Source organism: Sphingomonas sp. UV9 (genome assembly GCF_004101245.1).
Classification (GTDB): Bacteria; Pseudomonadota; Alphaproteobacteria; order Sphingomonadales; family Sphingomonadaceae; genus Sphingomonas.
In genome coordinates this window covers 713,201-738,046 of sequence record NZ_SCIN01000001.1, presented here as the reverse complement: position 1 = coordinate 738,046, position 24,846 = coordinate 713,201, and the positions used below count along the sequence as shown (strand labels likewise).

Below are 24,846 nucleotides of genomic sequence, written 5' to 3'. Positions count from 1 at the left end.
CCTAGCGCCAGCCTGCATCGACGAAATAATCATGGCCGGTGCACATCCGCGCATCGTCCGACGCGAGGAACAATACCAGCGCCGCGACGTCGGCGGGCTGGACACGGGTCTTCAGGCACTGCGCGGCGATGATCTCGGCCTCGCCCTCGGGCGTGTACCATTTCAGCTGGCGCGGCGTCTCGACGTTGCCGGGGACGATCGTGTTCACGCGGATGCCGTCGCCGCCCAGATCACGCGCCATCGCGCGCGTCATGCCCTCGATGCCGGCCTTTGCGGTCTGGTAGATCAGCAGTTCGGGCAGCGCGAGATGCCACGAGATCGAGCCGAAATTGAGGATCACGCCGCCGCCGGCGCGCTTCATCGACGGCACCACGGCCTGACCTGTAAAGAACAAATGGCGCAGGTTGGTCGCCATCCGCTCGTCCCAATAGTCGGGCGTGATCTCTTCGATCGTATGGCGGTCGTCGTTGGCGGCGTTGTTGATCAAGATATCGATCCCGCCGAGCCGGTCTTCGATTCGAGCGACCGTGGACTTGAGGGCATCGATATCGCGCAGGTCGAGCGGCAGGAAGATCGGTGCGGTCGCGACGTCGGGCGTCAGCGTCTCGATCAGCGTGTTCGCTGCGTCCTCGGCCATGTCGACGAACGCGACGTGCGCGCCCTGCCGCGCGAACGCCTCGACCAGGCCGGCGCCGATCCCCGACGCGCCGCCCGTGATCAGGACGCGTTTGCCTTTGAGGCTGGGGTAGATCGCCGTCTGGTCGGCGGCTTGGGTCTTCTGCAGCACGTGGTTACGCTCCCTGTTTCTTGGTGTGCGCGAGCAGGCCACGACCCGCAAGATTGCGCATGAGATCACCGATCCCGTAATTCCACGGTGCGGCGTCCTTCGACGTCGTCACCGGATTGACCAGCGCGCCGAGCTTCGCGTTCGAAATCGTGACGACGTCGCCGACGGCGTGCGTGAAACCGCGGCCAGGCTCGTCGCGGTCCTGCGTCGGCGCGAACAGCGTGCCGAGGAACAGCACGAAACCGTCGGGATATTGATGCTCGCTCATCGCCTGGCGGACGAGTTCCTCGGGATCGCGGCTGATCTGGTCCATCGAACTGCTGCCCTCTAGGCGGTAGCCATCGGCGCCCTCGATCGTCAGCGCGATCTGCGCGGCGCGGACGTCGTCCATGCCGAAACTATCGTCGAACAGCCGGATGAAGGGGCCGATCGAGCAGGACGCGTTATTGTCCTTCGCCTTGCCGAGCAGGAGCGCCGAACGCCCCTCGAAATCGCGCAGGTTGACGTCGTTGCCGAGTGCCGCGCCGACGGTCTTGCCGGTGCGATCGACGACCAGCACGACTTCGGGCTCGGGGTTGTTCCAGGTGGAATCGGATCGGATGCCGATCTCGCCACCCCAGCCGATCGTCGACAGCGTCGGGCTCTTGGTGAAGATCTCCGCATCCGGGCCGATCGCGACTTCGAGATATTGCGACCACATGCCGTCTTCGATCAACGCGGCCTTCAGGGCGTCGGCTTCGGGCGAGCCGGGGACGACCGAACGGATGCTGCCGCCAACGCGCTCCTCCAGGCGAGCGCGGACCGCGACGGCGGCGGACGCGTCGCCGCGCGCGCGCTCCTCGATCACGCGTTCCAGCGCCGACACGGCGAAGGTCACGCCCGACGCCTTGACGCACTGAAGGTCGATCGGGCTCAGCAGGCGAATCTTGGCGTCAGGGTCGGGTGAGAGGTTCAGATCGTCGAGTTGGCCCAGATCGGTGCCGGCGCTCGTATCGAAATTGCCCGACGCGACCAGATCGGCGACCGTCGGTGCGACATAGGACATATCGTAGACGCGACCGCCCCGAACGATCACCGGGGTTGGGCCTTCGCCGCTGTCGATCCGGCCCAGCAAAACGGCTTGGTCCCAGTCAGCAGGCAACGCCCACGCCGATGCGAATGCGATCTCCACGATATCCCTCTCCATATTGTTAGCGTTACCCTATGCGAGCCAGCGGGCTCGTCAAGCCCCCCGCATTATATCGCGCCGCGACCTGTCCGTTTGCGGGATCGCCGTCTACAAAAAGGCATTAAGCGCGATTGATCTGATAAATCAACTGGCGCATAGAACGCGGTATCCGCGCGACCAACACGCGAAGGGCGGCATGCTGCCCGATCGCAAACCCGTACCTGCAAAATTGACGCAAGGATGATACCGATATCATCCATGCAGGCCCTTGGGTCGGAAAATGCACTGTTTCGTCGCCCGAATCCGGTACGCTCGGCGGCGCATGCAATTGGCTGCCGATACTGCATGACGAGGCGTACGGCGCGGCGACGCTTGGCGTACGAGACGGGCCGGGTCTCGACAAAAGCGCGGTGGCAAAACGCGCGCCACGACGTAGAGGCAGATATCGACCGTCGCGATTGGGTGCCTGATCCTGCAACCTCTGTCCGCCCTCAAATGGTTTCGCCGGCGAGTCCGGACGAGTGAAGCCGCGTTCATCGTGCTGGCGACTCTCGTCGGAGCGGGGGCAGGGTTGCTCAGCGTGCTGCAGGGTGCGGCTGCACGGACGATGCAGCATATCCTGTTCGGCCTGTCGTCCGCCGCGCGGCTCAGTGCGTTGCCCTCGCTCCCGCTCGCGTCGCTGGTGGTGCTGCCGATCGGCGGAATCGTTCTCGCCATCTTCACCTGGGCCACGCGCGCGCGCAAACGGCGGATGGTCGATGCGGTCGAGGCGAATGCGCTGCACGGCGGCCGCATGTCGGTGCCCGACAGTCTGGTGATCTCCGGGCAGACGATCCTGTCCAACGGCTTCGGCGCATCCGTGGGACTGGAGGCGGCCTATGCGCAGCTCGGCGGCGCGATCGGGTCGGTGACGGGGGCGGCGTTCAACCTGCGCCGCGCCGATCTGCGCAACCTCGTCGGCGCCGGCACCGGTGCGGCGATCGCCGCGGCCTTCGGTGCGCCGCTCGCCGGGGCGTTCTATGCGTTCGAGATCGTCATCGGCGCCTATACGCCGACCGCGCTCGCGCCGGTGGTCGCCGCCGCGCTGGCCGGCACGCTGGTCGCGCATCTTCTCGGGATCCAGCCCTATGTGATCGACTCGGTCTCGACGATGCCGACCGGGACGCATCATTACCTGCTCTATGCCGCTCTTGGAGCGCTGTGTGCGGGGATCGGGATCGCGTTGATGCATGCGGTCGCGCTGGTCGAGAGGGGGACGCGCCGCGCCAGAATGCCCGACTGGCTGCGTCCGGCGATCGGCGGGCTGTTCCTGATCCCGGTCGCCCTTATCTCGCCGCAGGTTCTGTCCGCGGGGCATGGCGCGCTCCACGCCGATCTAGCGCTCGGTGCACCGCTGGCGTTCATCGCGACCATCTTCCTCGCCAAATGCGCGGCATCGATCGTGTCGCTCGGGTTCGGGTTTCGCGGCGGGCTGTTCTTCGCGTCGTTGTTCCTCGGCACGCTGGTCGGGCATCTGTTCGCCGGCAGCCTCGCCGCGGTGGTCGGGCAGGAGGTGCTCGATCCGCGCAACGCCGCGCTGGTCGGCATGGCGGCGCTCGCGGTCGCGGTGGTCGGTGGGCCGATGACGATGGCGATGCTGGTGCTGGAGGCGACCCACGACTTCGCGCTGACCGGCGCGGTGCTGGCGGCGGCGCTCGTGTCGTCGACGATCGTCCGCGAGACGTTCGGCTACAGCTTCTCGACCTGGCGGCTCCATCTGCGCGGCGAGACGATCAAGAGCGCGCGCGACGTCGGCTGGGTGCGGACGCTGACCGCCGGGCGGATGATGCGCCGCGAGACCAAGGCGATGCCCGCCGCGACCACGATCGCGGCGTTCCGCCGGCGGGTGCCGCTCGGGGCGACCAGCCGCACCGTGCTGGTCGACGCCGAGCATCGCTATGCGGGAATCGTCCAGACCCCGACCGCCTATGCCGAGGGGCTCGATCCCGCGTCGCCGGTCGGTGCGCTTGGCGTCAACACCGACGCCGCGCTGACGCCGACGATGGACATTGCGGAGGTCATGCGCCGCTTCGACGCGTCCGGCGCCGACGAACTCGCGGTCCTCGACGAAAGCCGCACCGTGCTCGGCATCTTGTCAGAATCCTTCGTACGACGCCGCTACGCCGAAGAACTCGAAAAATCGCAACGCGAGCTCTTCGGCGAGCGCTGATCTGTTGACCGACCTCAGGCACCGACCCCGCGCTCATGCGCCCAGACCACCGCGGCGCTGCGCCGGTTCACGCCGATCTTCGCGTAGAGTCGCGCCACATGGTTGCGCACCGTGTTGCGCGACAGATCGAGACGGTCGGCGATCGCCGCGTCATCGAGGTCCTGGCAGATCAGCTCGAGCACTTCGCGCTCGCGTTTGCTGAGGTCGATCACGGGCGCGCTCGCACCTGCGCTCGTCCGTGGATTTCGCAAGGTCGCCAGCTTGTCCATGATCGAGCGGCTAAGCCAGTTGGCGTCCTTCATAACCGCGTCGATCGCCTCGACCAGTTCGAGTTCGCCGCGCCGGCGGGCAGAGATGTCCTGATACAACCACAGCACGCACGGATCGCCGTCGATGCTGACGCGCTCGGCGGAAACCAGGCAGTCGAGTGGCTCGCCGTTCCGGTGCAGCAATTGTACGTCGAGCCCGCGAAACCCGCCCCGGTCGCGGATCTCGGTCTCCAGCCCCTGCCGTTGTGCGCCGTCGTTCCACAGTTGAAGATCGTCCGCGACCCGTTCGATCACCGCCTCGTCCGCATACCCCGACAGCGCCTTGAACGCGGCATTGACCTGGACGATGCGGTTGTCCTCCCCCCGCGTCACCACCATCGCGACCGGCGCCATTTCGAACACGGAGGCGAAGTGGCGCTCGCTCGCCTTCAGTGCATGTTCGGCGCGGCGCCTCGGCTCCAGGTCGGCGAAGGTGAACAATAGGCAGTTCTGGTTGGCGAGCTCGATCGGTTGCCCAGCGAGGATGACAAGCTTGGTCTCGCCAATCGCCAGCGGCAATTCCGCCTCGAGCTGCGGTATCGTCTGGCCGTTAACGACGCGGTCCTTGACGAACGCCTTACGCTCGACCTGCGCGAGAAAATCGAGATCGAACATGGTCTTGCCGATGATCTGGTCGCGGTCGTAACCAGACAGGTCGAGAAAGCCCTGGTTGACGAGGACATAGCGCTGGTCGGCGATGCGGACGATCAGGGCGGGGGCGGGGTTGGCATGGAACATCGCCTCGAACCGGTTCTCGGCATCGAACCGTTCGGACACGTCGTTGATCACCAGCCCCAGGCAGTCGGGTTCGCCGCCATCCTCGTCCATGACGATGTCGCGGACCTGGTGCACCCAGCGCGGTTCGTCCGGATCGGCCGGTGTGACTTCTACCATCAGGTCCGGGAAGCTCTCCCCGGCGAGCAGCCGTACCAGCGGATATTCGCGCCGCGGCAACGTGCGCCCGTCACGGTAGCGGAGCGTAAACCGCGCCGCATAGTCTTCCGCGGTCTGACCCAGATCCTCGACCGCGCGCACGCCGTGCATCTTGAGCGCGGCGGGGTTGGCGCTGAGGATGGTCCCGGTCGGATCAATCAGGATCACACCCTCCAACAGCCCCGTCATCAGCTGTTCCAGATGATGCAAGGTCGGGGCGTGCAGCGGCTTTCCGGGGGAACTTGTCATCACCGCTCAGCGTCGGACCGATGCCCTGGGTTCCGCGGATGCAGTGATAATTATACCAACGCTCAAGGTGTTTGCGCACCAATGCGAAAATCGCCGGACCGCGTCGAAACTGAACGGAATGCGGGCCGTGTCTGTTTATGCTCCTGTACCACTATTCTCCAGGAACCTCATCATGAACCTCATCATCCTTCTCGTCGTCGGCGGTCTCATCGGCTGGGTCGCCAGCATGATCATGCGCACCGACGCACAACAGGGCGTTTTCCTCAACGTGATCGTCGGCATCGTCGGCGCTTTGCTCGCCGGCTTCCTTATTACCCCGCTAATCGGGGGGGCTTCGATCATGGACGGCGCGCTCAACATCCAGTCGATCCTGATCTCGCTGGTCGGCGCGGTGATCCTGCTGGCGATCGTCAACATGTTTCGCCGCGGTGCGGTTCGCTGAGCGGGCAGGGAGGCGGCGCAAGTCGCGGCTGCCTCCCGCGTGACGGTTAGACTTAGACCACTCTCGACGGCATATTGATCGGGCGGAGCTGCTGCCCCTTTGGCCGCCAATTCGCCCAATCAAGCCCATGACCCCGCGACGCCCTACCGGCGTAGCGGGGTTTGGTGTATCTGGGCAACAGGGGGAGAATCGCGACTTGCGGCGTCAATCGCAGGTGAAGATCGGCGGCAGTTCGGCACGCTTTTCCAGCGAGCGCTCTCGCGATAAAATGCGACCTAGGCGTCTCTCGCAGCAAAAACGCTGCGAGTGAACAAGGACGTCGCCATGAGTCTCGAATATCCTCCCGTCATACCCGCCGATCGCACCAAGCAACGCCATCAGCCGTCGATCGAAATACCGGCTCCATCGCAGCCGCGGCAGCCGTTCGCCTTTACGGACCTGGAAACGCAGTTCGACCCGGGAATGGACACGCTGTGGACCTATATGCGGCAACGCGTCCGACCGAGTTTCAATCCGGGCCTGCTCGCCGAATTCGGACACTGGCAGGCCGACATCGCACAGGCCTGTTCGTCGGGCGACATGCCGATCCGATACGTCGTGCTCGGGTCGCGCTTTCCAGGTGTGTTCTCGCTGGGCGGCGATCTCGATTTGTTTTCCGAGCATATCCGTAACGGCGATCGCGATGCGCTGGCTGCCTATGGGCGCGCCTGCGTCCGCATCCTGCATCGCAACATGCTCAGTCTCGATCGACCGATCATCACGATCGGCCTGGTCGAAGGCGATGCGCTCGGCGGCGGGTTCGAGGCGTTGCTGTCGTTCAACGTCGTCATCGCCGAGCGCGGCACGAATTTCGGCCTCCCGGAGACCAATTTCGGGCTCTTCCCAGGCATGGGGGCCCACTGCTTCCTGTCTCGCAGGGTTGGCGCGGCGCGGGCCGAACAGATGATCCTGAGCGGACGAAGCTACAGTGCCGAAGAACTATATGACCTCGGCATCGTTCACGCGCTGGCCAATCCGGGCATGGGCCGGGCGGAGGTCGAAAACTACATTCGCCAGAACCGTCGACGCCATAGCGGCCATTGCGCGATCTACGAGGCCTCGCGATCGGTCAACCCGCTGCCGCTCGGCGAGTTGGAGGCCGTCGTCGATCTCTGGGCGGATGCAGCCCTCAGGCTAAGCGATGCGGATCTCAAGCTCATGCGACGTCTGGTCGGTGCCCAGACCCGATTGCTCAACAAAGCAGGGGTGGCGTCCTGCTGATCAGGAAAGCCGCTGCGCCCTGATCCCATTCTCGGCAAGCATGGTCGCGATCATGCTTGCCGGCATGGGGTGCGCTAGCAGAAACCCCTGCACCGCATCGCAGCGCGTCCGGCGCAACTGATCGAGTTGCGCCCGCGTCTCGACGCCCTCGGCGACCGTCCGCATCCCCAGCTTTGCGGCAAGGTCGATCACGGTCTGGACGATGGCTACCGATGCCGGGCTCTGCTCCAGATCGCTGATGAACGAGCGGTCGATCTTGAGCGTCTGGAACGGAAATTTGGTGAGATAGCTCAGCGACGAATAGCCGGTGCCGAAATCGTCGAGCGTGGTCCGGACGTGAAGCCGGTTGATCGCGTCGAGCGCGGCGAGCGACGCGTCTATGTCGTCGAGCAGAACCGACTCGGTCACCTCGAGTTCGAGCCGGTCCGCCGCGAACCCGCTGCTCGCCAGCGCGCTCATGATCACCATCGGCAGATTGGTGGATCGTAGCTGGATCGGCGAGAGATTGACCGCGATCTTCACGTCCGGAGGCCAATCGCCGGCGATCCGGCAAGCCTCGCGTATCACCCAACCGCCGATCCCGACGATCAGGCCGTTATCCTCCGCGATCGGAATGAATTCGGCCGGTGAAACCGAGCCAAGCCTGCGGTTGGTCCAGCGCAACAGCGTCTCGCACGAAAGCACACGTTCGCCGGCAAGGTCGAAGATCGGCTGGAACATCAGGTGGAACTCACCCCGTTCCATCGCGCCCTGCATTTCCGCCGCCAGATCGCGGCCACGTTCGATCTTCTCGTCCATCAAAGGCTCGTAAAAACACATTTGTCCGCGCCCGCTGTCTTTGGCGCGGTACAGCGCAAGATCGGCGTTTTTCAGCAGCGTATCGGCATCGGTGCCGTCGGCGGGGGCGATCGCGATCCCGAGCGACGCGCCGACCCGCAGCAAATGGCCGTCATGGTGAACCGGTCGCTCGACCAGTTCTATGATCGTGCGCCCGATTTCGATCGCATCGTCGTGCCGAGCGATCGCGCAGACGACGGCAAATTCGTCGCCACCCAATCTGGCGACGATCCCGCTTCTACCGAATGCCTCGTCAAGGCGTCGCGCAATCCCCGCCAGGAGCGCGTTGCCAGCAAGGTGGCCGAACGAGTCGTTGATTTCCTTGAACCGGTCGAGGTCGATCCAGTGGATCGAAAGGCTGCGATCCCGGTCACCCGCGGTCTTCAACTGCGCTTCGAACCGTTCCCGAAAGGCGGTGCGATTGGCAACCCCGGTGAGGTCGTCGCGACGCGCGACGGCAGCATGGTGCTCGGCCAGCGCCGCCTTCTCCCGCGAGGCGATCGTCGCCCTCAGGATGACGCCATAGGTCTGCAACGTGATATCCATCATGGCGACGACGAACAGCAGGATGACCACGCCGAGCACGAGCTTGAGGGGCTCGAGCGATGCGAACAATCCCAGCGCCAGCGGGACCGACGCGAAACACAATTGCGACAGGGCGATCCACGGTCGACCGGCATTGCGACCGGCGATACCCGCGGCATATCCCACCGCCGTCGTCACCGCGAGCAACTGCAGCACGCCGTCGTTCGTGTGCACCAGCGTCAGTAAGCCGAACGTGCCGAGCAACGCCGAGAAGCAGAGCGCGCCGGCCCGATAGAGGAATTCCTGCCGGTTCGCCCAGCGCCCGGCCAACGTGCTTCGGGTCGATCCAGACCGCCGCAATCGCAGCGCATCGACGATCCTGATCCCGGCGACGACGACGATGGCCACGGCACAGGCGACCATCGACCTGCTTCCACCGACCAGCGCGACGATTGCCGTTATCGTGCCGCTCGTCAGCGCCCCGATCACCAGCGATTGGGGCGATGCGTAGAGCGATTCGACAAGGGTATGCCGAACATGGGCAGCGATCGCCTGGTCGGAGTGTCGCAACTGTCGCAGGCGGGAAATTAGACCGGTCATCAATCCGTACATGGCGAGTAGCGAGGTGTAAGAAACGTTAACAATCGGGCTGCGGTTGCCTCAAATCCTTGGCGCGCGTCGATTTTTCTTTGTCGGCTGAAAAACTTAGCGCGTCGGATCGGCTGCGTAGTTTCCGAGGGATCAAGGGCCCACCCCGCATGGCGTAGACCGTCTGCGAGCTTGCGACAGAGGACTAGGCGATGATGGGTGACGCGCAAAAGACGGGGACGGGGCGGCACGCGGTCATACTCTGCCATCCCGGTCCGGCCAGCTTCAACCATGCGATCGCCGACGCCTATTGCGCGGCGGTCCGCGCGGCGGGGCAGGACGTCGTGTTGCGCGACCTGTATGCGATCGGGTTCGATCCGGTGCTGAAGGCGGTGGAGCGGCCGACCAATGTCGCGGCGACGTACGGCGAGGACGTACTCGACGAGATCGAGCACATCGCGGGCTGCGACGTATTCGTGCTGATCTACCCGATCTGGTTCGGGACGCCGCCAGCGATGCTGAAAGGCTATGTCGAACGCGTTTTCGGCGCGGGCGTGCAGCCCGAGGCGATCCAGGGGCGGGCGCGCACCGATCTGCTCGGCGGCAAGCGATTGCTCAGTTTCTCGACATCGGCGGCCAGCAAGGTCTGGCTCGACGAACAGGGTCAAGGTCAGGGACTCAACAGCGTATTCGATCAGTATCTGGTGCACGCGTTCGGGATGCGATCGCAGGAGCATCGGCGGTTCGCGCATATCGTGCCGGGGCTGAGCCAGCGGTTCGCCGACCAATATCTGTACGACGTCGCGTCGCAGGCGCAGCGGACCTGCGCGCAGATCGTGTTCGGGGACGAGGCGCTGCTGCGCGACCCTGCGCTCCTCACCCGAATAGCGCGCTGACCCTTTCTGTATCCTCAAGGACATTTCATGACCCGTATGATGCAAGCTGCCGTCGTCGAGGCGTTCGGCAAACCGCTCACCTTGCGCGAATGGCCGGTGCCGAGCGCAGGGCCGGGGCAGATTCTCGTCAAGACCGAAGCGTGCGGGGTGTGCCACACCGATCTGCACGCGGCGCGCGGCGATTGGCCAGTGAAACCGGTGCCTCCCTTCATTCCTGGCCACGAAGGGATCGGCATCGTCGTCGAGGTCGGCGCGGGCGTGACGATCGTCAAGCTCGGCGACCGGGTCGGCGTGCCCTGGCTCTACTCCGCCTGCGGGCACTGCGAATATTGCCTGTCCGCGTGGGAAACAGTGTGCGCCGATGCGCAGTTTGGTGGGTACACGCGCAATGGCGGCTTCGCGGAATACATCCTCGCCGACCCCAATTATGTCGCGCACATCCCCGCTGGTCTGTCCGCGGTCGAGGCGGCGCCGATCATCTGCGCCGGCATCACCACCTATAAGGGCATCAAGGAAACCGCGGCACGGCCGGGCGAGTGGATCGCGATCTCCGGCGTCGGCGGGCTGGGGCATCTGGCAGTGCAATATGCCAAGGCGATGGGGTTGCGCGTCGCCGCAGTCGATGTCGACGCGGGCAAGCTCGCGCATGCCAAGGCGTTGGGGGCCGACCTGTTGATCGACGCGCGTGAGGGCGACGCGATCGGCGCGCTAAAGGACGGCACGGGTGGCGGTGCGCACGGCGTCCTGATTACTGCGCCGTCGCTGACCGCGTTCAACCAGGGTGTGGCGATGACCCGCAAGCGTGGGACCTGTGTGCTCGTCGGCCTACCACCCGGGGACTTCCCGTTGCCGCTGTTCGATGTCGTGGCCAATTGCATCACCGTGCGCGGCTCGTTCGTCGGCACACGCAAGGACATGGCCGAGGCGCTGGCGTTTGCCGCCGATGGCAAGGTGAAGGCGGATATCGAGCTGCAACCCCTGTCGGCGATCAATGCCATCTTCGACCGCCTCGAACACGGCCAGGTCGCCTCGCGCGTCGTCCTCGATTTCGGAAGCCAGCCGTGACCGAGCTTGCAACTGTCGCGCCGACCAAGGCGCACCCGCTGTCCCCGGATATGCTGCGCCGGATGGACGCATATTGGCGGGCCGCGAACTATCTGTCGGTCGGCCAGATCTATCTGCGCGACAATGCGTTGCTCGACAGGCCGCTGACGATCGCCGACGTCAAGCCGCGGCTGCTCGGCCATTGGGGGACGACGCCGGGGCTCAACTTCCTCTACGTCCATCTCAACCGGCTGATCGTCGAGCATGACCTCGACATGATCAATGTCATCGGGCCGGGCCATGGTGGCCCCGGGCTGGTGGCGAACACCTATCTGGAGGGCTCGTATACCGAGCGCTACCCCGCGATCGAGCGGAGCCGCAGCGGCATGCACCGGCTGTTCCGGCAATTCTCGTGGCCGGGCGGGATCCCGAGCCATGTCGCGCCCGAGACGCCTGGGTCGATCCACGAAGGTGGCGAGCTCGGCTATTCGCTGGCCCACGCGTACGGCGCGGCGTTCGACAATCCCGACCTGATCGTCGCCTGCGTGGTCGGCGACGGCGAGGCGGAGACCGGCGCGCTGGCGGCGAGCTGGCATTCGAACAAGTTCCTCAATCCCGCGCGCGACGGTGCGGTGCTGCCGATCCTGCATCTCAACGGCTTTAAGATCGCCAACCCGACGATCCTCGCGCGGATCGACGGGCATGAACTCGACGCGTTGCTGCGCGGCTACGGGCATGAGCCTTATTATGTCGGCGGCAGCGATCCGGCGGCGGTCCACCAGCAGCTGGCCGCTGCGCTCGACAAGGCGTTGGCGAAGATCCAGTCGATCCAGGCGGCCGCGCGGGTCGAGGGCGTGACGCCCGAACGACCGCGCTGGCCGATGATCGTGTTCCGCACGCCGAAGGGCTGGACCGGGCCGAAATTCGTCGATGGCAAGCCGGTCGAGGGTACGTGGCGTGCGCACCAGGTGCCGATCGCGGACTTCAGGGATCCCGAGCATCTGCGTCAGCTCGAAGCATGGATGCGGAGTTATCGGCCCGAGGAGCTTTTCGATGCGGATGGCAAGTTTTTGGAGGAGTATGCGTCACTCGCGCCGACCGGGCATCGGCGGATGGGATCGAACCCGCATGCCAATGGCGGCGAACTGATGGTGCCGTTGTCGTTGCCCGATTTCCGCAGCTTTGCGGTGCCGGTGGAGGCGCCGGGCAGGGTAAAGGCGGAGGCGACGCGGGTGCTCGGGCGCTATCTGCGCGACGTGATGAAGCTCAACCTGGCGGCGGTGAACTTCCGGCTGTTCGGGCCGGACGAGACCGCGTCGAACCGGCTTGCCGATGTGTACGACGTGTCGGGGAAAGTCTGGATGGCGGAGGTCGACCCGGTCGACGAGCATCTGGGGCCCGACGGTCGCGTGATGGAGGTGCTGAGCGAGCATCTGTGCCAGGGCTGGCTGGAGGGCTATCTCCTGACCGGGCGTCACGGGCTGTTCTCGTGCTACGAGGCGTTCGTCCACATCGTGGATTCGATGGTCAACCAGCATGCCAAGTGGCTGAAGACGACCAGGACGATCCCGTGGCGGCGGCCGATCGCATCGCTCAACTATCTGCTGACGTCGCATGTCTGGCGTCAGGATCATAACGGGCTGTCGCACCAGGATCCGGGGTTCATCGATCACGTCGCGAACAAGACCGCGGACGTGACGAGGGTTTACCTTCCGCCGGACGCGAACTGCCTGTTGTCGGTCGGCGATCATTGCCTGCGCAGTCGCGGCTATGTGAACGTGATCGTCGCGGGGAAGCAGCCCGAATGGCAATGGCTGGGGATCGATGCGGCGGTACGCCACTGCACGGCAGGCGCGGGGATCTGGGAGTGGGCCGGCAACGACGCCGAGCCCGACGTGGTGATGGCGTGCGCGGGCGACGTGCCGACGCTGGAGACGCTGGCGGCGGTGACGCTGTTGCGCGACTATGTGCCCGACATCCGCATCCGGGTGGTGAACGTGGTCGACCTGATGGTGCTGCAGCCGCGCTCCGAACATTCGCACGGGCTCGACGAGCGCGAGTTCGATGCGCTGTTCACAGCCGACACACCGGTGATCTTCGCGTTTCACGGCTATCCGGCGATGATCCACAAGCTGACCTATCGGCGGGCGAACCACGCGAATATCCATGTGCGCGGATACAAGGAGATGGGCACGACGACGACGCCGTTCGACATGGTCGTGCTGAACGATCTCGACCGGTACCGGCTGGCGCTCGACGCGATCGAGCGGATCCCCCGGTTCCGTGACCGGGTCCCGCGCGCGACGGCGCGCTATTGGACGACGATGGAGCGGCACAAGCTCTACATCGCCGAACAGGGTGACGATCTGCCGGAGGTGCGTGACTGGCAATGGTCGGGCTAGAGGGGAACCTAGTCCTCGCGCTCAACAGTGGGTCGTCGTCGCTTAAATATGGGCTGTATTCGGTGGTTGAGGAGCCGCACCTGCTTGTGGGTGGGACGATCGAGACCACCGACGATCATGCGCGGTTCTTCGACGCGATCGAGACGGCGTTGCGAGGATGGCCGACGCCGGCGGCGATCGGCCACCGCATCGTCCACGGTGGCCCGCACCGCGACGCGCATTGTCGGATCGACGATGCAGTGATGGCCGATCTGAAGGCGGCGTGTGCGTTTGCGCCGCTGCACGGGCCGGCATCGCTCGCACTGATCCGGGCGGCGGAGGCACGCTATCCGGGCGTGCCGCAGGTCGCGTGTTTCGATACGGCGTTCCATGCGGGGATGCCGGACGTCGCGAGAACGCTGCCGATCCCGCATGCGTATCGGGCGGGCGGGGTGCGGCGGTACGGCTTCCACGGCCTGTCCTGCGAGTCGATTGTCCGCCAGCTCGGCGAGGACATGCCCCCGCGGCTGGTGATCGCGCATCTCGGCAATGGTGCGAGCGTGACGGCGGTGCTTCGCGATGGCGGCTCGATCGACACCAGCATGGGGCTGACCCCGTCGGGCGGCGTGATGATGGCGACGCGGACCGGCGATATCGATCCGGGCATGCTGCTGTATCTCCTGCGCGAGTCCGGACTGGACGCGGCGGCGCTGGCCACATTGGTCGATCACGCATCGGGTATGGCTGGCGTATCCGGGCTGTCTGGCGACATGCGAGTTCTCCGCGCCGCCGCAACTGCCCATGCCGACCTCGCCATCCGCATGTTCGAGCGGTCGGTGTGCAAGCAGGTCGCCGCGATGATCGCCTCGCTCGGGGGTGCCGACATGCTCGTGCTGACCGGCGGGATCGGCGAGAACGATGCGGCGACCGGCCAGGCGATCCGTGCGGGCTTGGCGTGGGTGCCGGGGCTCGAGATCCGCATCATGCCCTCGCAGGAGGACGCGCAGATCGCGCTCCACGCCGCCGCGCTCGCCTGACGCCGTTGCCAGGTACGTGCTTTCCGAGTCCCGACGGCTTCGTCCACCCGCGCTACTGTCTTGATACGGATCAACCCTTCGATACCCGCATCGTGCGGCGGCGAAGGCTGGCCGGCGGGGACTTCGCCATGAACGCTATCCACACCGAGATGCTCTATTTCCAGCGCCGCCTCGACGCCACCCGGGTGATGGCCGATGCCGCGGCCGGGCCGTGCGCGCGGCTTGCACATGAGACGCTCGCGCGGCTGTATGGCGAGACGCTGGCGGCACTCGCCGCGACGCTGCCGTGCCCGATCGCCGAACCGGTGGCTGCGACCCGGCGGCGTGTGTTTCGGGTCGAGCGTGTGGTGACACCGCCGACGCGGTGCAAAGCGACCGCCCGGCCTCGCCTCACGCTCAAGCTCGCCAGTTAGCGCGCGGGGCCGCACACCGACGGTCTTCCCGTCAGCCCTCGGCGTTCCAGGTGGACCAGCCGCGATCGATCGAGGCGGCGATCGCGGTAAGCAGGGGGGCGTCGCCAGTGGTGCGGTCGAGGATGCGGTCGCCGTGGCGTTCGGCGGCGTGGATCAGCGCGGGCAGGGGGAGGGCGCTGTCGAGCAGGATCGCCTTTCCCCGCCAGCCCGAGGCGCGCATCGCCTGGAGCGCGTCGACGCCGCGGCCGTCCTCGCCGTCACCTGCGACATCGACGACGATGCACGACACGTCGCGCGATCGCGGGTCGGCAAGCAGCGCGGCGCAGGTCGCGTACGAGCGGACGTCGTAGCGTTCGGAAACCAGCATGATCTGGCGCGCGCGGCGGATCACCGGGTCGCCGTCGACCAGCGAAACGCCGATGCCGTCATGGATGTAGGTGCGCTGGTCGGTCATCGGGCGGTCCTTTGTCCCGACCGTGGATGACACGCGTACTTCGTCCCGTCTGTACGTAGAAGGCGAGGGGTAGAGGGAGCGTCAGGCGGGCTCGGCCGCTTCCCCCAATCCGGCCGCGAACGCGATGCGCAGGACGTCGGACAGGCTGCGTGCCGCCAGCTTCTCCATCAAGTTGGCGCGGTGGACTTCGACGGTGCGGGTGGCGATATCGAGGTCGTAGGCGATCAGCTTGTTGGGGCGGCCGAGTACCATCCCGTCGAGCACGTCGCGTTCGCGCGGAGTCAGCGCGGCGAGCCGGACGACCGCATCGGCGGCGGCGAGGTGCTCGCGGTCGGAGCGGGCGGCGTGGGCCAGCGCGGACTCGATCGCCGCCAGCAGCGCGCTGCGCTCGAACGGCTTTTCGAGGAATTCGATCGCGCCCGCCTTGATCGCGCGAACCGCGAGCGTCACGTCGCCGTGGCCGGTCAGCATGATGACGGGCAGCGCGATCCCGGTCTGCGCGAGCCGCGCCTGCACCGCGAACCCGTCGAGATCGGGCATCCGGACGTCGAGCAACACGCAGCCCCGCGTCTCGCGTGTCACGGCCTTGAGGAAATGCGTGCCCGCGGGATAGGTCTCGACCGCGTAGCCGGCCTTGCGCAGCAGGAAGCCGACCGACTGGCGGATCGCCTCGTCGTCGTCGACGATGTGGACCGTGCGGGCTGGCTCAGTCATCGGTGTCGCCTTCGTCTGGTACGGGGAATGCGGCGAGCGGCACGGTGAAATGGAACGCGGTGCCACCGGTGGCGACGCCCTCCGCCCAGATCCGCCCGCCATGCGCTTCGACGATCGTCCGGCAGATCGACAGGCCGAGTCCCATGCCGTCCTCCTTGGTGGTCGCGAACGCCTCGAACAGGCGTGCGCGGACGGCGGTGTCGATGCCCGTCCCGGTGTCGGCGACGGTGATCTGCATACAGCCCTCGCGTTCGGGGGCAGTGGCGATCGTCAGCACTTTGACGGGCGAGCAGGCCATCGACTGGATCGCGTTGCGGATCAGGTTGACCAGGACCTGCTGGATCTGGATGCGATCGACCAGCACCATGACGTCGCCCGGCGCGACGTGCCTGGTCACGGTGATCCCCGCCTCGTGCGCGCCGAGCAGGCCAAGGCTGGTCGCCTCCTCGAGGAGCAGGTCGAGCCGTTCGTCGCGAAACCCGGTGTCGCCGCCGTCGACGAACGCGCGCAGCCGTCGGACGATCGTCCCCGCGCGCAACGACTGCGCCGCCGCCAGATCCAGCGCCTCGGCTACATCGGCCAACAGCGGGGCCAATAACGGATCATCGCTGTCGCCGATCATCGCCCGCGTCGCCTCCAGGTAATTGGCGATCGCGGTCAGCGGCTGGTTGATCTCGTGCGCCAGGGTCGATGCCATCGTGCCCATTGCGCTGACGCGGGAAACGTGGACGAGTTCGGACTGGAGTTCGGTCAGCCGGCGCTCGGTCGCGTGGCGGTTGGTGAGGTCGCGTATGAAGCCGGTGAAGATCCGCTCGCCGCCGATCGACGCCTCGCCCACCGCCAGTTCGATCGGGAACGTCTCGCCCCCTTTGCGCATCGCGCGTTCGAGGCGGACGTTGCCGATCACGTGACGCTCGCCGACAACGCGGTATTTGCGCAGGTGCGCGTCGTGATCGCGCGCATAGGCTTGCGGCATCAGCATCGCGACGTTCTGTCCGACCACCTCGCTCGCCGCATAGCCGAAGACGAGTTCGGCGGCCGCACTGAACGACGCGACGATGCCGTTCTCGTTCATCACGATCATCGCGTCGGGCACGGTATTGAGGATCGAGCGCAAGTGATGCTCGCGCCGGACGATCGCGGCCTCGGCGGCCTTCTCGTGCGTGATATCGCGGATCACCTTGCCGAACCCGCGCAGCGCGCCGGCCTCGTCGTGGAGCGCGGTTATGGTGACGGCGGCGAGGAATTCGGAGCCGTCCTTGCGCACCCGCCAGCTCTCTTCCTCGATCCGGCCGCAGGCATGCGCGCGGGCGAGGTCGGCCTCGGGCTTGCCCGCGGCGATATCGTCGGCGGGGTAGAAGATCGCGACGTCGCGGCCGATGATCTCCGCCTCGGCCCAGCCCTTGATCCGCTCGGCGCCGCGGTTCCAGATCGTCACGTGGCCCTGCGGATCGAGCATGTAGATCGCGTAGGTCGTCGCGCCGTCGATCAGCAGCCCCAGTTCCTCGGCCAGCATCGCATCGCCGCGCGCGACGGATATGGCTGCATCGTCGGGGGACTGGGACGCGATCATGCGGGCGGTGCGGTTGCTCGTGGCACGAAACGGCAAGTCATTGAGACGCGGGCCTTGTTCTACGAACGGTTCCGATCCGTCGGGCGTCGAGGTTTCGACCTCCGACATCGGAACATGACCCATGTTAAGCCAAATATCCACTATACGCCAATACTCCTTCGACGATCGTGATCGCCGACAAGATTGTCCCGCCGATCGCTAATCTTGGGTTCACGGCCGCGAACGGCCGCAAATACTTGCTGCCGCCGGTCATGGCTCAGTGCGACAACAAGGTGCAGCGCCGGTCGCGCAGCAACAGCGTCCGGGTCACGCCGCCAAATGCCCATTCGCGGATCCGGCTATGGCCATAGGCGCCGGCGACGACGAGATCCGCCTCGACCTCGTCGGCGAGCGTATCGATGCTGGTGCCCTTCATCCGCGCGACGATCTTGTCCGCATCGACGCCGTGGCGCGCGAGCCAGGCCGCGGCATCGTTGATCGGCCCGCGCGCGTCGATCGCGTCGATCGCGACTTCGGCGATGACGACACGGTCGGCGGTATGGAGCATCGGCAGCGCATCGCTGATCGCGCGGCGGCATTCGCGCGTGTCGGTCCACGCGACCATGACCGTCTCGAAGGTCGCGGTGGCGGCGCCGTCGGGAACGACCAGCACCGGGCGGCCTGCGCGCAGGATCAGGTCGCCGGTATCGGCATGCGTCGCAAGGTCGGCGAACCCGGGTCCTGCGCTGGTGATGACGAGGTCCGCGGACCGCGCATTTTCCGCGACGACGTGCGCGATATTGGCGAGCGTCGGGATCGAGCGCCATTCGAGCGTGTGCCGGGAAAGCCGTTCGTGTGCGTGGAACTCGGTCTTGGCGCGGGCCAGTTCGCCGGCGACGATATCGCGCTCGATCACCGCATAGTCGCCGCCAAGATAGCCGTCGCACGCCCCGATCTGGACCGGCTGGCACGCGGCGATGCCGATCACCGCGGCGTCGTACCGGTCGGCGAGCGTCGCCGCGACATCGAGCAGGGCAGCGTTGGGGCGCCCGCCATCGAGATGCACCATCAGGGTCGAATAGGTCATGCGCGGTCTCCCTCTTTGGCCGTGCTTTCGGCGTTCGGGGGGATGCGTGAAAGGATCGGAAAATACGCAGTAAGGCGGCATGCGTAGTTCCCGATGCTGTCGGCGATCGGCGGCATCGATAGGCTTGCGGGCATCGGCTCGGGCCTCTCCGCGCTGTCTTCAGGAGCGTGTCATGTCCCACGACGCAAGATTGCAGAAAGCCGTCCTTGCCGAACTCAACTGGGATCCGAGCGTGCCCGCCGGGCATATCGGCGTTACCGCGAACAACGGCGTCGTCACGCTGAGTGGTCACGCGGGCAGCTACGCGGCGAAATACGCCGCCGAACGGGCCGCGGCGCGCGTCGATGGGGTGAAAGCGGTCGCCGAGCAGATCGAAGTCCAGCTGGAGGACCGCTTCAAGCGCGGCGACGAGGCGATTGCCAGCGCGATCGTCGAGCGGCTTTCCTGGGATACGACCGTCCCGCACGATAGCATCAAGGCGCAGGTGGAGGACGGCTGGGTCAGCCTGCGCGGCGAGGTGCACTGGCATTTCCAGAGGGACGCAGCGGAGGCGGCGGTGCGGCCGCTCGCGGGGGTGGTCGGCGTGGTCAACCACATCACGCTGAAGCCGCGCGTCGACGTCACCGACGTCAGCAACGATATCCGCACCGCACTGCACCGCTCGTGGTTCTTCGACGGCGACACGATCAAGGTGTCGGTCGACGGCGGCACGGTGCGGCTCACCGGCTCGGTCGATTCCCCGCACGACCGGATGGTCGCCGAGCGCACCGCCTGGGCAGCGCCGGGCGCGGTGAAGGTCGAGAATCTGCTCGAAATCGCGTGATGGCACGCGCGATCTCCAGCCACGGCGAACGCCATGTCGTCGACCGGATCGGCTGGCTGCGCGCGGCGGTGCTCGGCGCCAATGACGGGATCGTGTCGACCGCGAGCCTGATCATCGGCGTCGCCGCGGCGTCCGCGTCGGGTGCGGACCAAACGAGCGCGATCGTCATCGCGGGGACGGCGGGGCTGGTCGCTGGCGCGATGTCGATGGCGGCAGGCGAATATGTCTCGGTCAGCGCACAGGCGGATACCGAGAATGCCGAACTCGCGCGGGAGCGGCGCGAGCTGGTCGACGATCCGGGCGGCGAGCTGGCCGAACTCGCGGCGATCTACGTCGCGCGCGGGGTCGAAGAGGCTACCGCCACGACGGTCGCGGCGCAGTTGATGGCGAAGGATGCGCTTGGCGCGCACGCCCGCGACGAACTCGACATCCCGCTCGGGACGCGCGCGCGGCCGGTGCAAGCGGCGTTCGCGTCGGCGGCGAGCTTCACGGTCGGCGCGGCGCTGCCGTTGCTGACGGTGTTCGTGGTGTCGCCGGGGCTGCTCGTTTGGGCGGTTGGCCTGGGCTCGCTGCTGTTCCTGGCGCTGCTCGGTGCGATCGGCGCGAAGACCGGGGGTGCGATCGTCTGGCGCGGTACGGTCCGCGTGACGTTCTGGGGCGCGTTCGCGATGACAGCGACCGCGGCGATCGGGATGCTCATCGGCGGCGCGGTGTAAAAGCAATCAGGCGGACGGCTAAACGATCCTCCCCCTTGCGGGGGAGGATCGTGACAATTCGGTGCGTAGTTTCCGATGGTGATGCCGGCGCGGTGCGATCGCTAGCGTCCGGTCGACCGCCGTGTTCGGCGACACCTCTTCGATCGGAATCCATCATGACGATGCGCCGCCTGACATGCAGCCTCGCGCTCGCCCTTGTTTTCGCCGCCACCGCTTCGGCGCAAATGCCCCCGAGCATCGACGGCCGGATCGAGCAGCTCAAGCCCGGCGAATATCTCTGGGCGCCCGAGATTGCGCCGGCCGGTCCCGTGACGGTGATCGTCAGCCTCGCCACGCAAAAGGCCTATGCCTACCGCAACGGCGTGGCGATCGGGGTCTCGACCGTGTCGACCGGCAGCGATGGCCATGCGACGCCGACCGGGGTCTTCACCGTGCTCCAGAAGGACGCGGATCACGTGTCGAACCTCTACAAGGACGCAGCGATGCCGTTCATGCAGCGGCTGACCTGGGGCGGGATCGCGATGCATGCAGGCAATCTGCCGGGCTATCCCGCGTCGCATGGTTGCATCCGGCTGCCGCCCGCGTTCGCCAAATTGCTGTTCGGGATCACCCGGCTGGGGATCACCGTCGTCATCACGCAGGACGCGCGCGTTCCGGTGGTGGCCGCCAAGCCGGGCATGCTGACGTCGGCGGGATCGACCGGCGGGGACTTCGTGTGGAATCCGGCGCGGTCGCCCAAGGGCCCGGTATCGATCGTGATCAGCGGGCGCGACAAGCGGGTGGTCGTGTTGCGCAACGGTATCGAGATCGGCTCCGGCGCGATCGCGTTCGACGCGCCGATCGAGCGGACCTCCGCGTTCACGCTGCAATCGATCGATGCGGACGGCGAGCATTGGCTGCGGCTGCCATTGCCCGGCGACGCGCGGGCGGGCGATCCCGGGACCGCCGAATTGACCGCGGAGGACCGCGCCAAGGGGCATCTGGCGGAAGGCTTCCGCGCTGCGCTCGCGACTGTGACGGTGCCCGGCACGACGCTGCTGGTGACGCGCGAGACGTTGGCGAGTGCCGGCACCGGTACCCCCGTGACGATCGTGGAAGCCAGCGGGCAATGATCGCCGAGCACCCGATCGACCAGCTGCACGACCAGCGGCCCGCCCCGCGATCATGGCATGCGATGCCTGCTGCACGCGTGATGGGGCTGCTTGATACAAGCGCAGGGGGGCTGAGCACGAAGGACGCCGCCGGGCGCCTGCTCCGTGACGGTCCGAACGAACTCGCGCCACCGCCCGTGCCCTCGACGCTGCTGCTGTTCGCGCGGCAGTTCAACAGTCCGCTGATCTATCTGTTGATCGCGGCGGCGGCGATCTCGCTCGGGCTTGGCCATCGCACCGATGCGGGGTTCATCGGTGTCGTCCTGCTCGTCAACGCGGCGATCGGCACGGTGCAGGAGAGCAAGGCGGCTGACAGCCTCGCCGCGCTCGGCCGGATGATCGGGCAGACCGCGACCGTCCTGCGCGGCGGTGCGATGTCGGTGGTCGACGCGCGCGCGATCGTGGTCGGCGATGTTGTCGCGCTGGAGAGTGGCATGGCCGTGCCCGCCGATATCCGCCTGTCGTCGAGCAGCGCGCTGCGTGTCGACCAGTCGACCTTCACCGGCGAGTCGGTGGCGGTCGCGAAGGACGAGACGGCGCTGTTGCCTGAGCGCACCCCGCCGGGCGAGCGCACCACGATGGTGCTGGCGGGCACGATGATCGAGCAGGGGCGCGGCACCGGCGTCGTCGTCGCGACCGGGGCCGACACCGCGCTGGGGGCGATCGACGCGTCGTTGCGGACCGCCAAGGCGACGCCGCCACCGCTCGTCGTCCGGCTCGACCGGCTGGCGCGGCAGATCAGCATCGCGACGATCGCGCTGATCATCCCGTTCGCGCTCGTCCTGCTGATGCAGGGGCGGCCCGGCGACCAGATCCTGCTGCTCGCGGTGGCGCTGGCGGTGTCGGCGATACCCGAAGGCCTGTCGATCGCGGTGACGGTCGCGCTGGCGGCGGGAACGCGGCGGATGGCGGCGCGGAAGGTGATCGTCCGCTCGCTGCCCGCGGTCGAGGGGCTGGGTGCGTGCACGATCATCGCCAGCGACAAGACCGGCACGCTGACGCGGAACATCCTGTCGGTGGAAAAGGTACTGCTCGCCGACGGACGGATTTTCGCGGGCGCCGACTGGCCTGCGGACAGTCTGGCGGACATGCGCCGCGCCGCTGCGCTGTGCAATGAGGCATCGATCGGCCCGGACGGCGCGCCGGTCGGGGATTCGGTCGACGTCGCGCTGCTCCGGTTCGCTGGCGAGGGCGGCGAGGATCTGGCCGCGCTCCATGCGGTGGTGCGGACCGCGGCGCTTCCGTACGAACCGGTCCGCAAATTCTCGACCGTCGCGGTGGCCGAGGGGCAGGGCGCGCGCGTGTTCGCCAAGGGTGCGCCCGAGGTCATCCGAAAGATGTGTCGCGCGATCGACCCCGCCGCGTTCGCCGCCGCCACGGCGATGGCCGGCGAAGGCTATCGCGTCATCGCGGTCGCCGCGTCGGACGGCGCGACGACCACCGATCCGACCGCGCCGACCGACCTGGTGCTGCTCGGCTGGATCGGGCTGATCGACCCGGTCCGCCCCGAAGTCCCCGCCGCGATCGCGCGCTGCGCCGAGGCGGGGATCGGCGTGCGGATGGTCACCGGCGATCATCCGGGCACCGCCCTGACGATCGCCCGCGGGCTCGGGCTCGACGTCGCGACAGAGCAGGTCGTCACCGGCGCGCAGATGACCGATCTTGCAAGCCAGCCCGAACGGCTCGCCGCGCTGGTGCTAGGCGGCCGTGTGTTCGCGCGGATCGAGCCGGTGCAGAAGCTGGCGATCGTCCGCATCCTGGCGGCCAGCGGTGAACTGGTCGCGGTCACCGGCGACGGCGTCAACGACGCGCCCGCGCTTCAGGCGGCGCATATCGGCGTGGCGATGGGCCTCGCCGGCACCGACGTCGCGCGCGGCGCCGCCGACCTCGTGCTCGCCGACGACAATTTCGCGTCGATCGTCGCGGGCATCGAGGAGGGGCGCGTCACTTATGCCAACGTCCGGCGGATCGTCATCATCCTGCTCGCCACCGGGATTGCCGAGATCGGCATGTTCATCGGTGCGGTGGTGCTCGGCCTGCCGATGCCGCTGACCGCGGTGCAGCTGTTGTGGCTCAACCTCGTCACCAACGGCGCGCAGGACGTGATGCTGGGCTTCGGCCGGGGCGAGGGCGACGAACTGCGCCAGCCGCCCCGCCCGCCGAGCGCGCCGATCCTCGACCGGAGCGCGATCGCGCTGATGATCCCCCCGGCGTTGCTGATGACCGGGCTCGCGCTGTACCTCGTGGCGCAGATGCGCGCCGAGGGCCGACCGCTCGCCGAGATCCAGAACGCGGTGTTGCTGATGACCGTGCTGTTCCAGAACGTCTACGTGCTGTGCATGCGCAGCGAGCGCCGATCGATAGTCCGCGAGCCGCTGTTCTCGAACGCGTGGTTGCTGCTCGGCGTCGGCATCGCGCTGGCGTTGCAGGCGACCGCAATGGCGTGGCCGCCGCTCGGCGGAGTCCTCGGGACGTCGCTGGTGTCGGCGGGGACGCTGCGCTTCTGCCTTGCCGCCACCGTCGCCACCGTGATGGTCACGGAGGCGACGAAATGGACGGTCGCGCGGGTCAGGCGGCTGGCGGCGCCAGGGTGATCCTGAGGACCATCGACGCCGGATCGCCCGGACAGGCCGACGCGATCCAGCCCCGCTCGCGCTCCAGATCGATCGCCTGGTGATTGTCGCGGCTTTCGATCGACTCGAGCGTCTGGATCCCCTTTCCCTGCGCGAACGCGGCGACGTGATCGAGCAGCGTCCAGCTGATCCCGAGCCGCTTATAGTCGGTCCGGATCGCCAGAGCGACTTCGGCGCGGCTGAGCGTGTCGTCCGCCGCCAGCATCGCGGTCGCGATCATCCGGCCGCTGGCGATGTCGAAGGCGAGGAAATTCTCGACATGCTCGTGATCGACCGTGACCAGCGCCTTCAGCTGGTCGTGACCGACCTTGTGGATCGCACTGAGAAACCGAAACCGCAGATCGTCGCGGTCGACATGCCGAAACAATTCGCCGAGTTCGGCCTCGTCCGAGGGGGCTGCGGGGCGGACGCGGAAGACATAGCCGTCCCGCGTCGTCAAGTCGGCGCTCGGCGCCGTGATCCCGGAGGTAGCGCGACCGTTCGCGTGGATGAGTTCGACCATATCATGGGGCCCTTTTGCGCGTGCAGGTTCCGACACCCGGAACCTGCACTCGCCTAACGGCACGGGCGGCGGCCCCGTAGCATCGGAAACCACGTAGGCATCGCGAAGACGTGCGGATCGCCCGGCACTATCCGCGT

Annotated in this window: 21 protein-coding genes; 12 read left to right on the top strand and 9 right to left on the bottom strand. The window is 66.9% G+C overall.

What is annotated here, in order from left to right:
• Position 1: 1 nt before the first annotated feature.
• Together EQZ23_RS03100 and EQZ23_RS03095 are read right to left on the bottom strand one after the other, a co-directional pair.
• Entirely contained in the window at positions 2–787 is a 786-nt protein-coding gene (locus EQZ23_RS03100) for an SDR family oxidoreductase (RefSeq protein WP_128452978.1), read from the bottom strand.
• Between the two features lie 4 nt (positions 788–791).
• The gene (locus EQZ23_RS03095; RefSeq protein WP_128452977.1) at positions 792–1,973 is read right to left on the bottom strand and encodes a fumarylacetoacetate hydrolase family protein; all 1,182 of its coding nucleotides are present in this window, start codon (positions 1,971–1,973) and stop codon (positions 792–794) included.
• A gap of 451 nt (positions 1,974–2,424) precedes the next feature.
• On the opposite strand from EQZ23_RS03095, the gene EQZ23_RS03090 reads away from it, so the two are divergent.
• The gene (locus tag EQZ23_RS03090) at positions 2,425–4,164 is read left to right on the top strand and encodes a chloride channel protein (RefSeq protein WP_128452976.1); all 1,740 of its coding nucleotides are present in this window, start codon (positions 2,425–2,427) and stop codon (positions 4,162–4,164) included.
• Positions 4,165–4,178: 14 nt separating this feature from the next.
• On the opposite strand, the gene EQZ23_RS03085 is transcribed toward EQZ23_RS03090, so the two are convergent.
• Entirely contained in the window at positions 4,179–5,654 is a 1,476-nt protein-coding gene (locus tag EQZ23_RS03085; protein ID WP_128452975.1) for a helix-turn-helix transcriptional regulator, read from the bottom strand.
• A 172-nt stretch (positions 5,655–5,826) separates the two neighbouring features.
• Here EQZ23_RS03085 and EQZ23_RS03080 point away from each other — a divergent pair, with 172 nt between their 5' ends.
• Complete coding sequence (locus tag EQZ23_RS03080; protein WP_128452974.1) at positions 5,827–6,096, top strand: GlsB/YeaQ/YmgE family stress response membrane protein; 270 nt, start codon at positions 5,827–5,829, stop codon at positions 6,094–6,096.
• Positions 6,097–6,420: 324 nt separating this feature from the next.
• Positions 6,421–7,356 (top strand): crotonase/enoyl-CoA hydratase family protein, encoded by a 936-nt coding sequence (locus tag EQZ23_RS03075; protein WP_128452973.1) that lies wholly within the window; start codon positions 6,421–6,423, stop codon positions 7,354–7,356.
• On the opposite strand, the gene EQZ23_RS03070 is transcribed toward EQZ23_RS03075, so the two are convergent.
• A complete protein-coding gene (locus tag EQZ23_RS03070) occupies positions 7,357–9,318 on the bottom strand; it encodes an EAL domain-containing protein (protein ID WP_164913368.1) in 1,962 nt (653 codons plus the stop codon).
• Between the two features lie 200 nt (positions 9,319–9,518).
• Between EQZ23_RS03070 and EQZ23_RS03065 the strand changes: the two genes are divergently transcribed.
• The 5 genes from EQZ23_RS03065 to EQZ23_RS03045 all read left to right on the top strand — a co-directional run bounded on the left by EQZ23_RS03065 (position 9,519) and on the right by EQZ23_RS03045 (position 15,077).
• Complete coding sequence (locus EQZ23_RS03065) at positions 9,519–10,202, top strand: NAD(P)H-dependent oxidoreductase (RefSeq protein ID WP_240663162.1); 684 nt, start codon at positions 9,519–9,521, stop codon at positions 10,200–10,202.
• Positions 10,203–10,229: 27 nt separating this feature from the next.
• Positions 10,230–11,267, top strand: coding sequence for an alcohol dehydrogenase AdhP (adhP, locus tag EQZ23_RS03060; protein WP_128452970.1), 1,038 nt, complete (start codon positions 10,230–10,232; stop codon positions 11,265–11,267).
• A gap of 50 nt (positions 11,268–11,317) precedes the next feature.
• Positions 11,318–13,648, top strand: coding sequence for a phosphoketolase family protein (locus EQZ23_RS03055; protein WP_128453567.1), 2,331 nt, complete (start codon positions 11,318–11,320; stop codon positions 13,646–13,648).
• On the top strand, positions 13,636–14,664 hold the full coding sequence (locus EQZ23_RS03050) for an acetate kinase (RefSeq protein WP_128452969.1): 1,029 nt from the start codon (positions 13,636–13,638) through the stop codon (positions 14,662–14,664). The genes EQZ23_RS03055 and EQZ23_RS03050 overlap by 13 nt, the downstream gene beginning before the upstream one ends.
• Before the next feature lie 128 nt (positions 14,665–14,792).
• Positions 14,793–15,077 (top strand): hypothetical protein, encoded by a 285-nt coding sequence (locus EQZ23_RS03045; RefSeq protein WP_128452968.1) that lies wholly within the window; start codon positions 14,793–14,795, stop codon positions 15,075–15,077.
• 31 nt (positions 15,078–15,108) lie between these two features.
• Here EQZ23_RS03045 and EQZ23_RS03040 read toward each other — a convergent pair whose 3' ends face one another.
• The 4 genes from EQZ23_RS03040 to EQZ23_RS03025 all read right to left on the bottom strand — a co-directional run bounded on the left by EQZ23_RS03040 (position 15,109) and on the right by EQZ23_RS03025 (position 18,884).
• Complete coding sequence (locus tag EQZ23_RS03040; RefSeq protein WP_128452967.1) at positions 15,109–15,531, bottom strand: hypothetical protein; 423 nt, start codon at positions 15,529–15,531, stop codon at positions 15,109–15,111.
• 81 nt (positions 15,532–15,612) lie between these two features.
• Positions 15,613–16,245: a response regulator gene (locus EQZ23_RS03035; RefSeq protein WP_128452966.1), complete on the bottom strand. Its 633-nt coding sequence runs from the start codon at positions 16,243–16,245 to the stop codon at positions 15,613–15,615.
• Positions 16,238–17,818 (bottom strand): PAS domain S-box protein, encoded by a 1,581-nt coding sequence (locus tag EQZ23_RS03030; protein ID WP_164913367.1) that lies wholly within the window; start codon positions 17,816–17,818, stop codon positions 16,238–16,240. The genes EQZ23_RS03035 and EQZ23_RS03030 overlap by 8 nt, the downstream gene beginning before the upstream one ends.
• A 256-nt stretch (positions 17,819–18,074) precedes the next feature.
• Positions 18,075–18,884 carry a universal stress protein gene (locus EQZ23_RS03025; RefSeq protein WP_128452965.1) on the bottom strand — a complete coding sequence of 270 codons (810 nt, stop codon included), beginning with the start codon at positions 18,882–18,884 and terminating at the stop codon, positions 18,075–18,077.
• A 172-nt stretch (positions 18,885–19,056) separates the two neighbouring features.
• Between EQZ23_RS03025 and EQZ23_RS03020 the strand changes: the two genes are divergently transcribed.
• From EQZ23_RS03020 to EQZ23_RS03005, 4 genes are all read left to right on the top strand, one after another.
• Positions 19,057–19,707 (top strand): BON domain-containing protein, encoded by a 651-nt coding sequence (locus EQZ23_RS03020; protein ID WP_128452964.1) that lies wholly within the window; start codon positions 19,057–19,059, stop codon positions 19,705–19,707.
• Positions 19,707–20,423: a VIT family protein gene (locus tag EQZ23_RS03015; RefSeq protein ID WP_128452963.1), complete on the top strand. Its 717-nt coding sequence runs from the start codon at positions 19,707–19,709 to the stop codon at positions 20,421–20,423. The genes EQZ23_RS03020 and EQZ23_RS03015 overlap by 1 nt, the downstream gene beginning before the upstream one ends.
• A 155-nt stretch (positions 20,424–20,578) precedes the next feature.
• Positions 20,579–21,535: a L,D-transpeptidase gene (locus tag EQZ23_RS03010; protein WP_240663159.1), complete on the top strand. Its 957-nt coding sequence runs from the start codon at positions 20,579–20,581 to the stop codon at positions 21,533–21,535.
• On the top strand, positions 21,532–24,168 hold the full coding sequence (locus EQZ23_RS03005; protein WP_128452962.1) for an HAD-IC family P-type ATPase: 2,637 nt from the start codon (positions 21,532–21,534) through the stop codon (positions 24,166–24,168). The genes EQZ23_RS03010 and EQZ23_RS03005 overlap by 4 nt, the downstream gene beginning before the upstream one ends.
• Here the strand turns inward: EQZ23_RS03005 and EQZ23_RS03000 are convergent.
• Positions 24,143–24,709 carry a GNAT family N-acetyltransferase gene (locus tag EQZ23_RS03000; protein ID WP_240663156.1) on the bottom strand — a complete coding sequence of 189 codons (567 nt, stop codon included), beginning with the start codon at positions 24,707–24,709 and terminating at the stop codon, positions 24,143–24,145. The genes EQZ23_RS03005 and EQZ23_RS03000 overlap by 26 nt on opposite strands.
• Between the last annotated feature and the right edge of the window lie 137 nt (positions 24,710–24,846).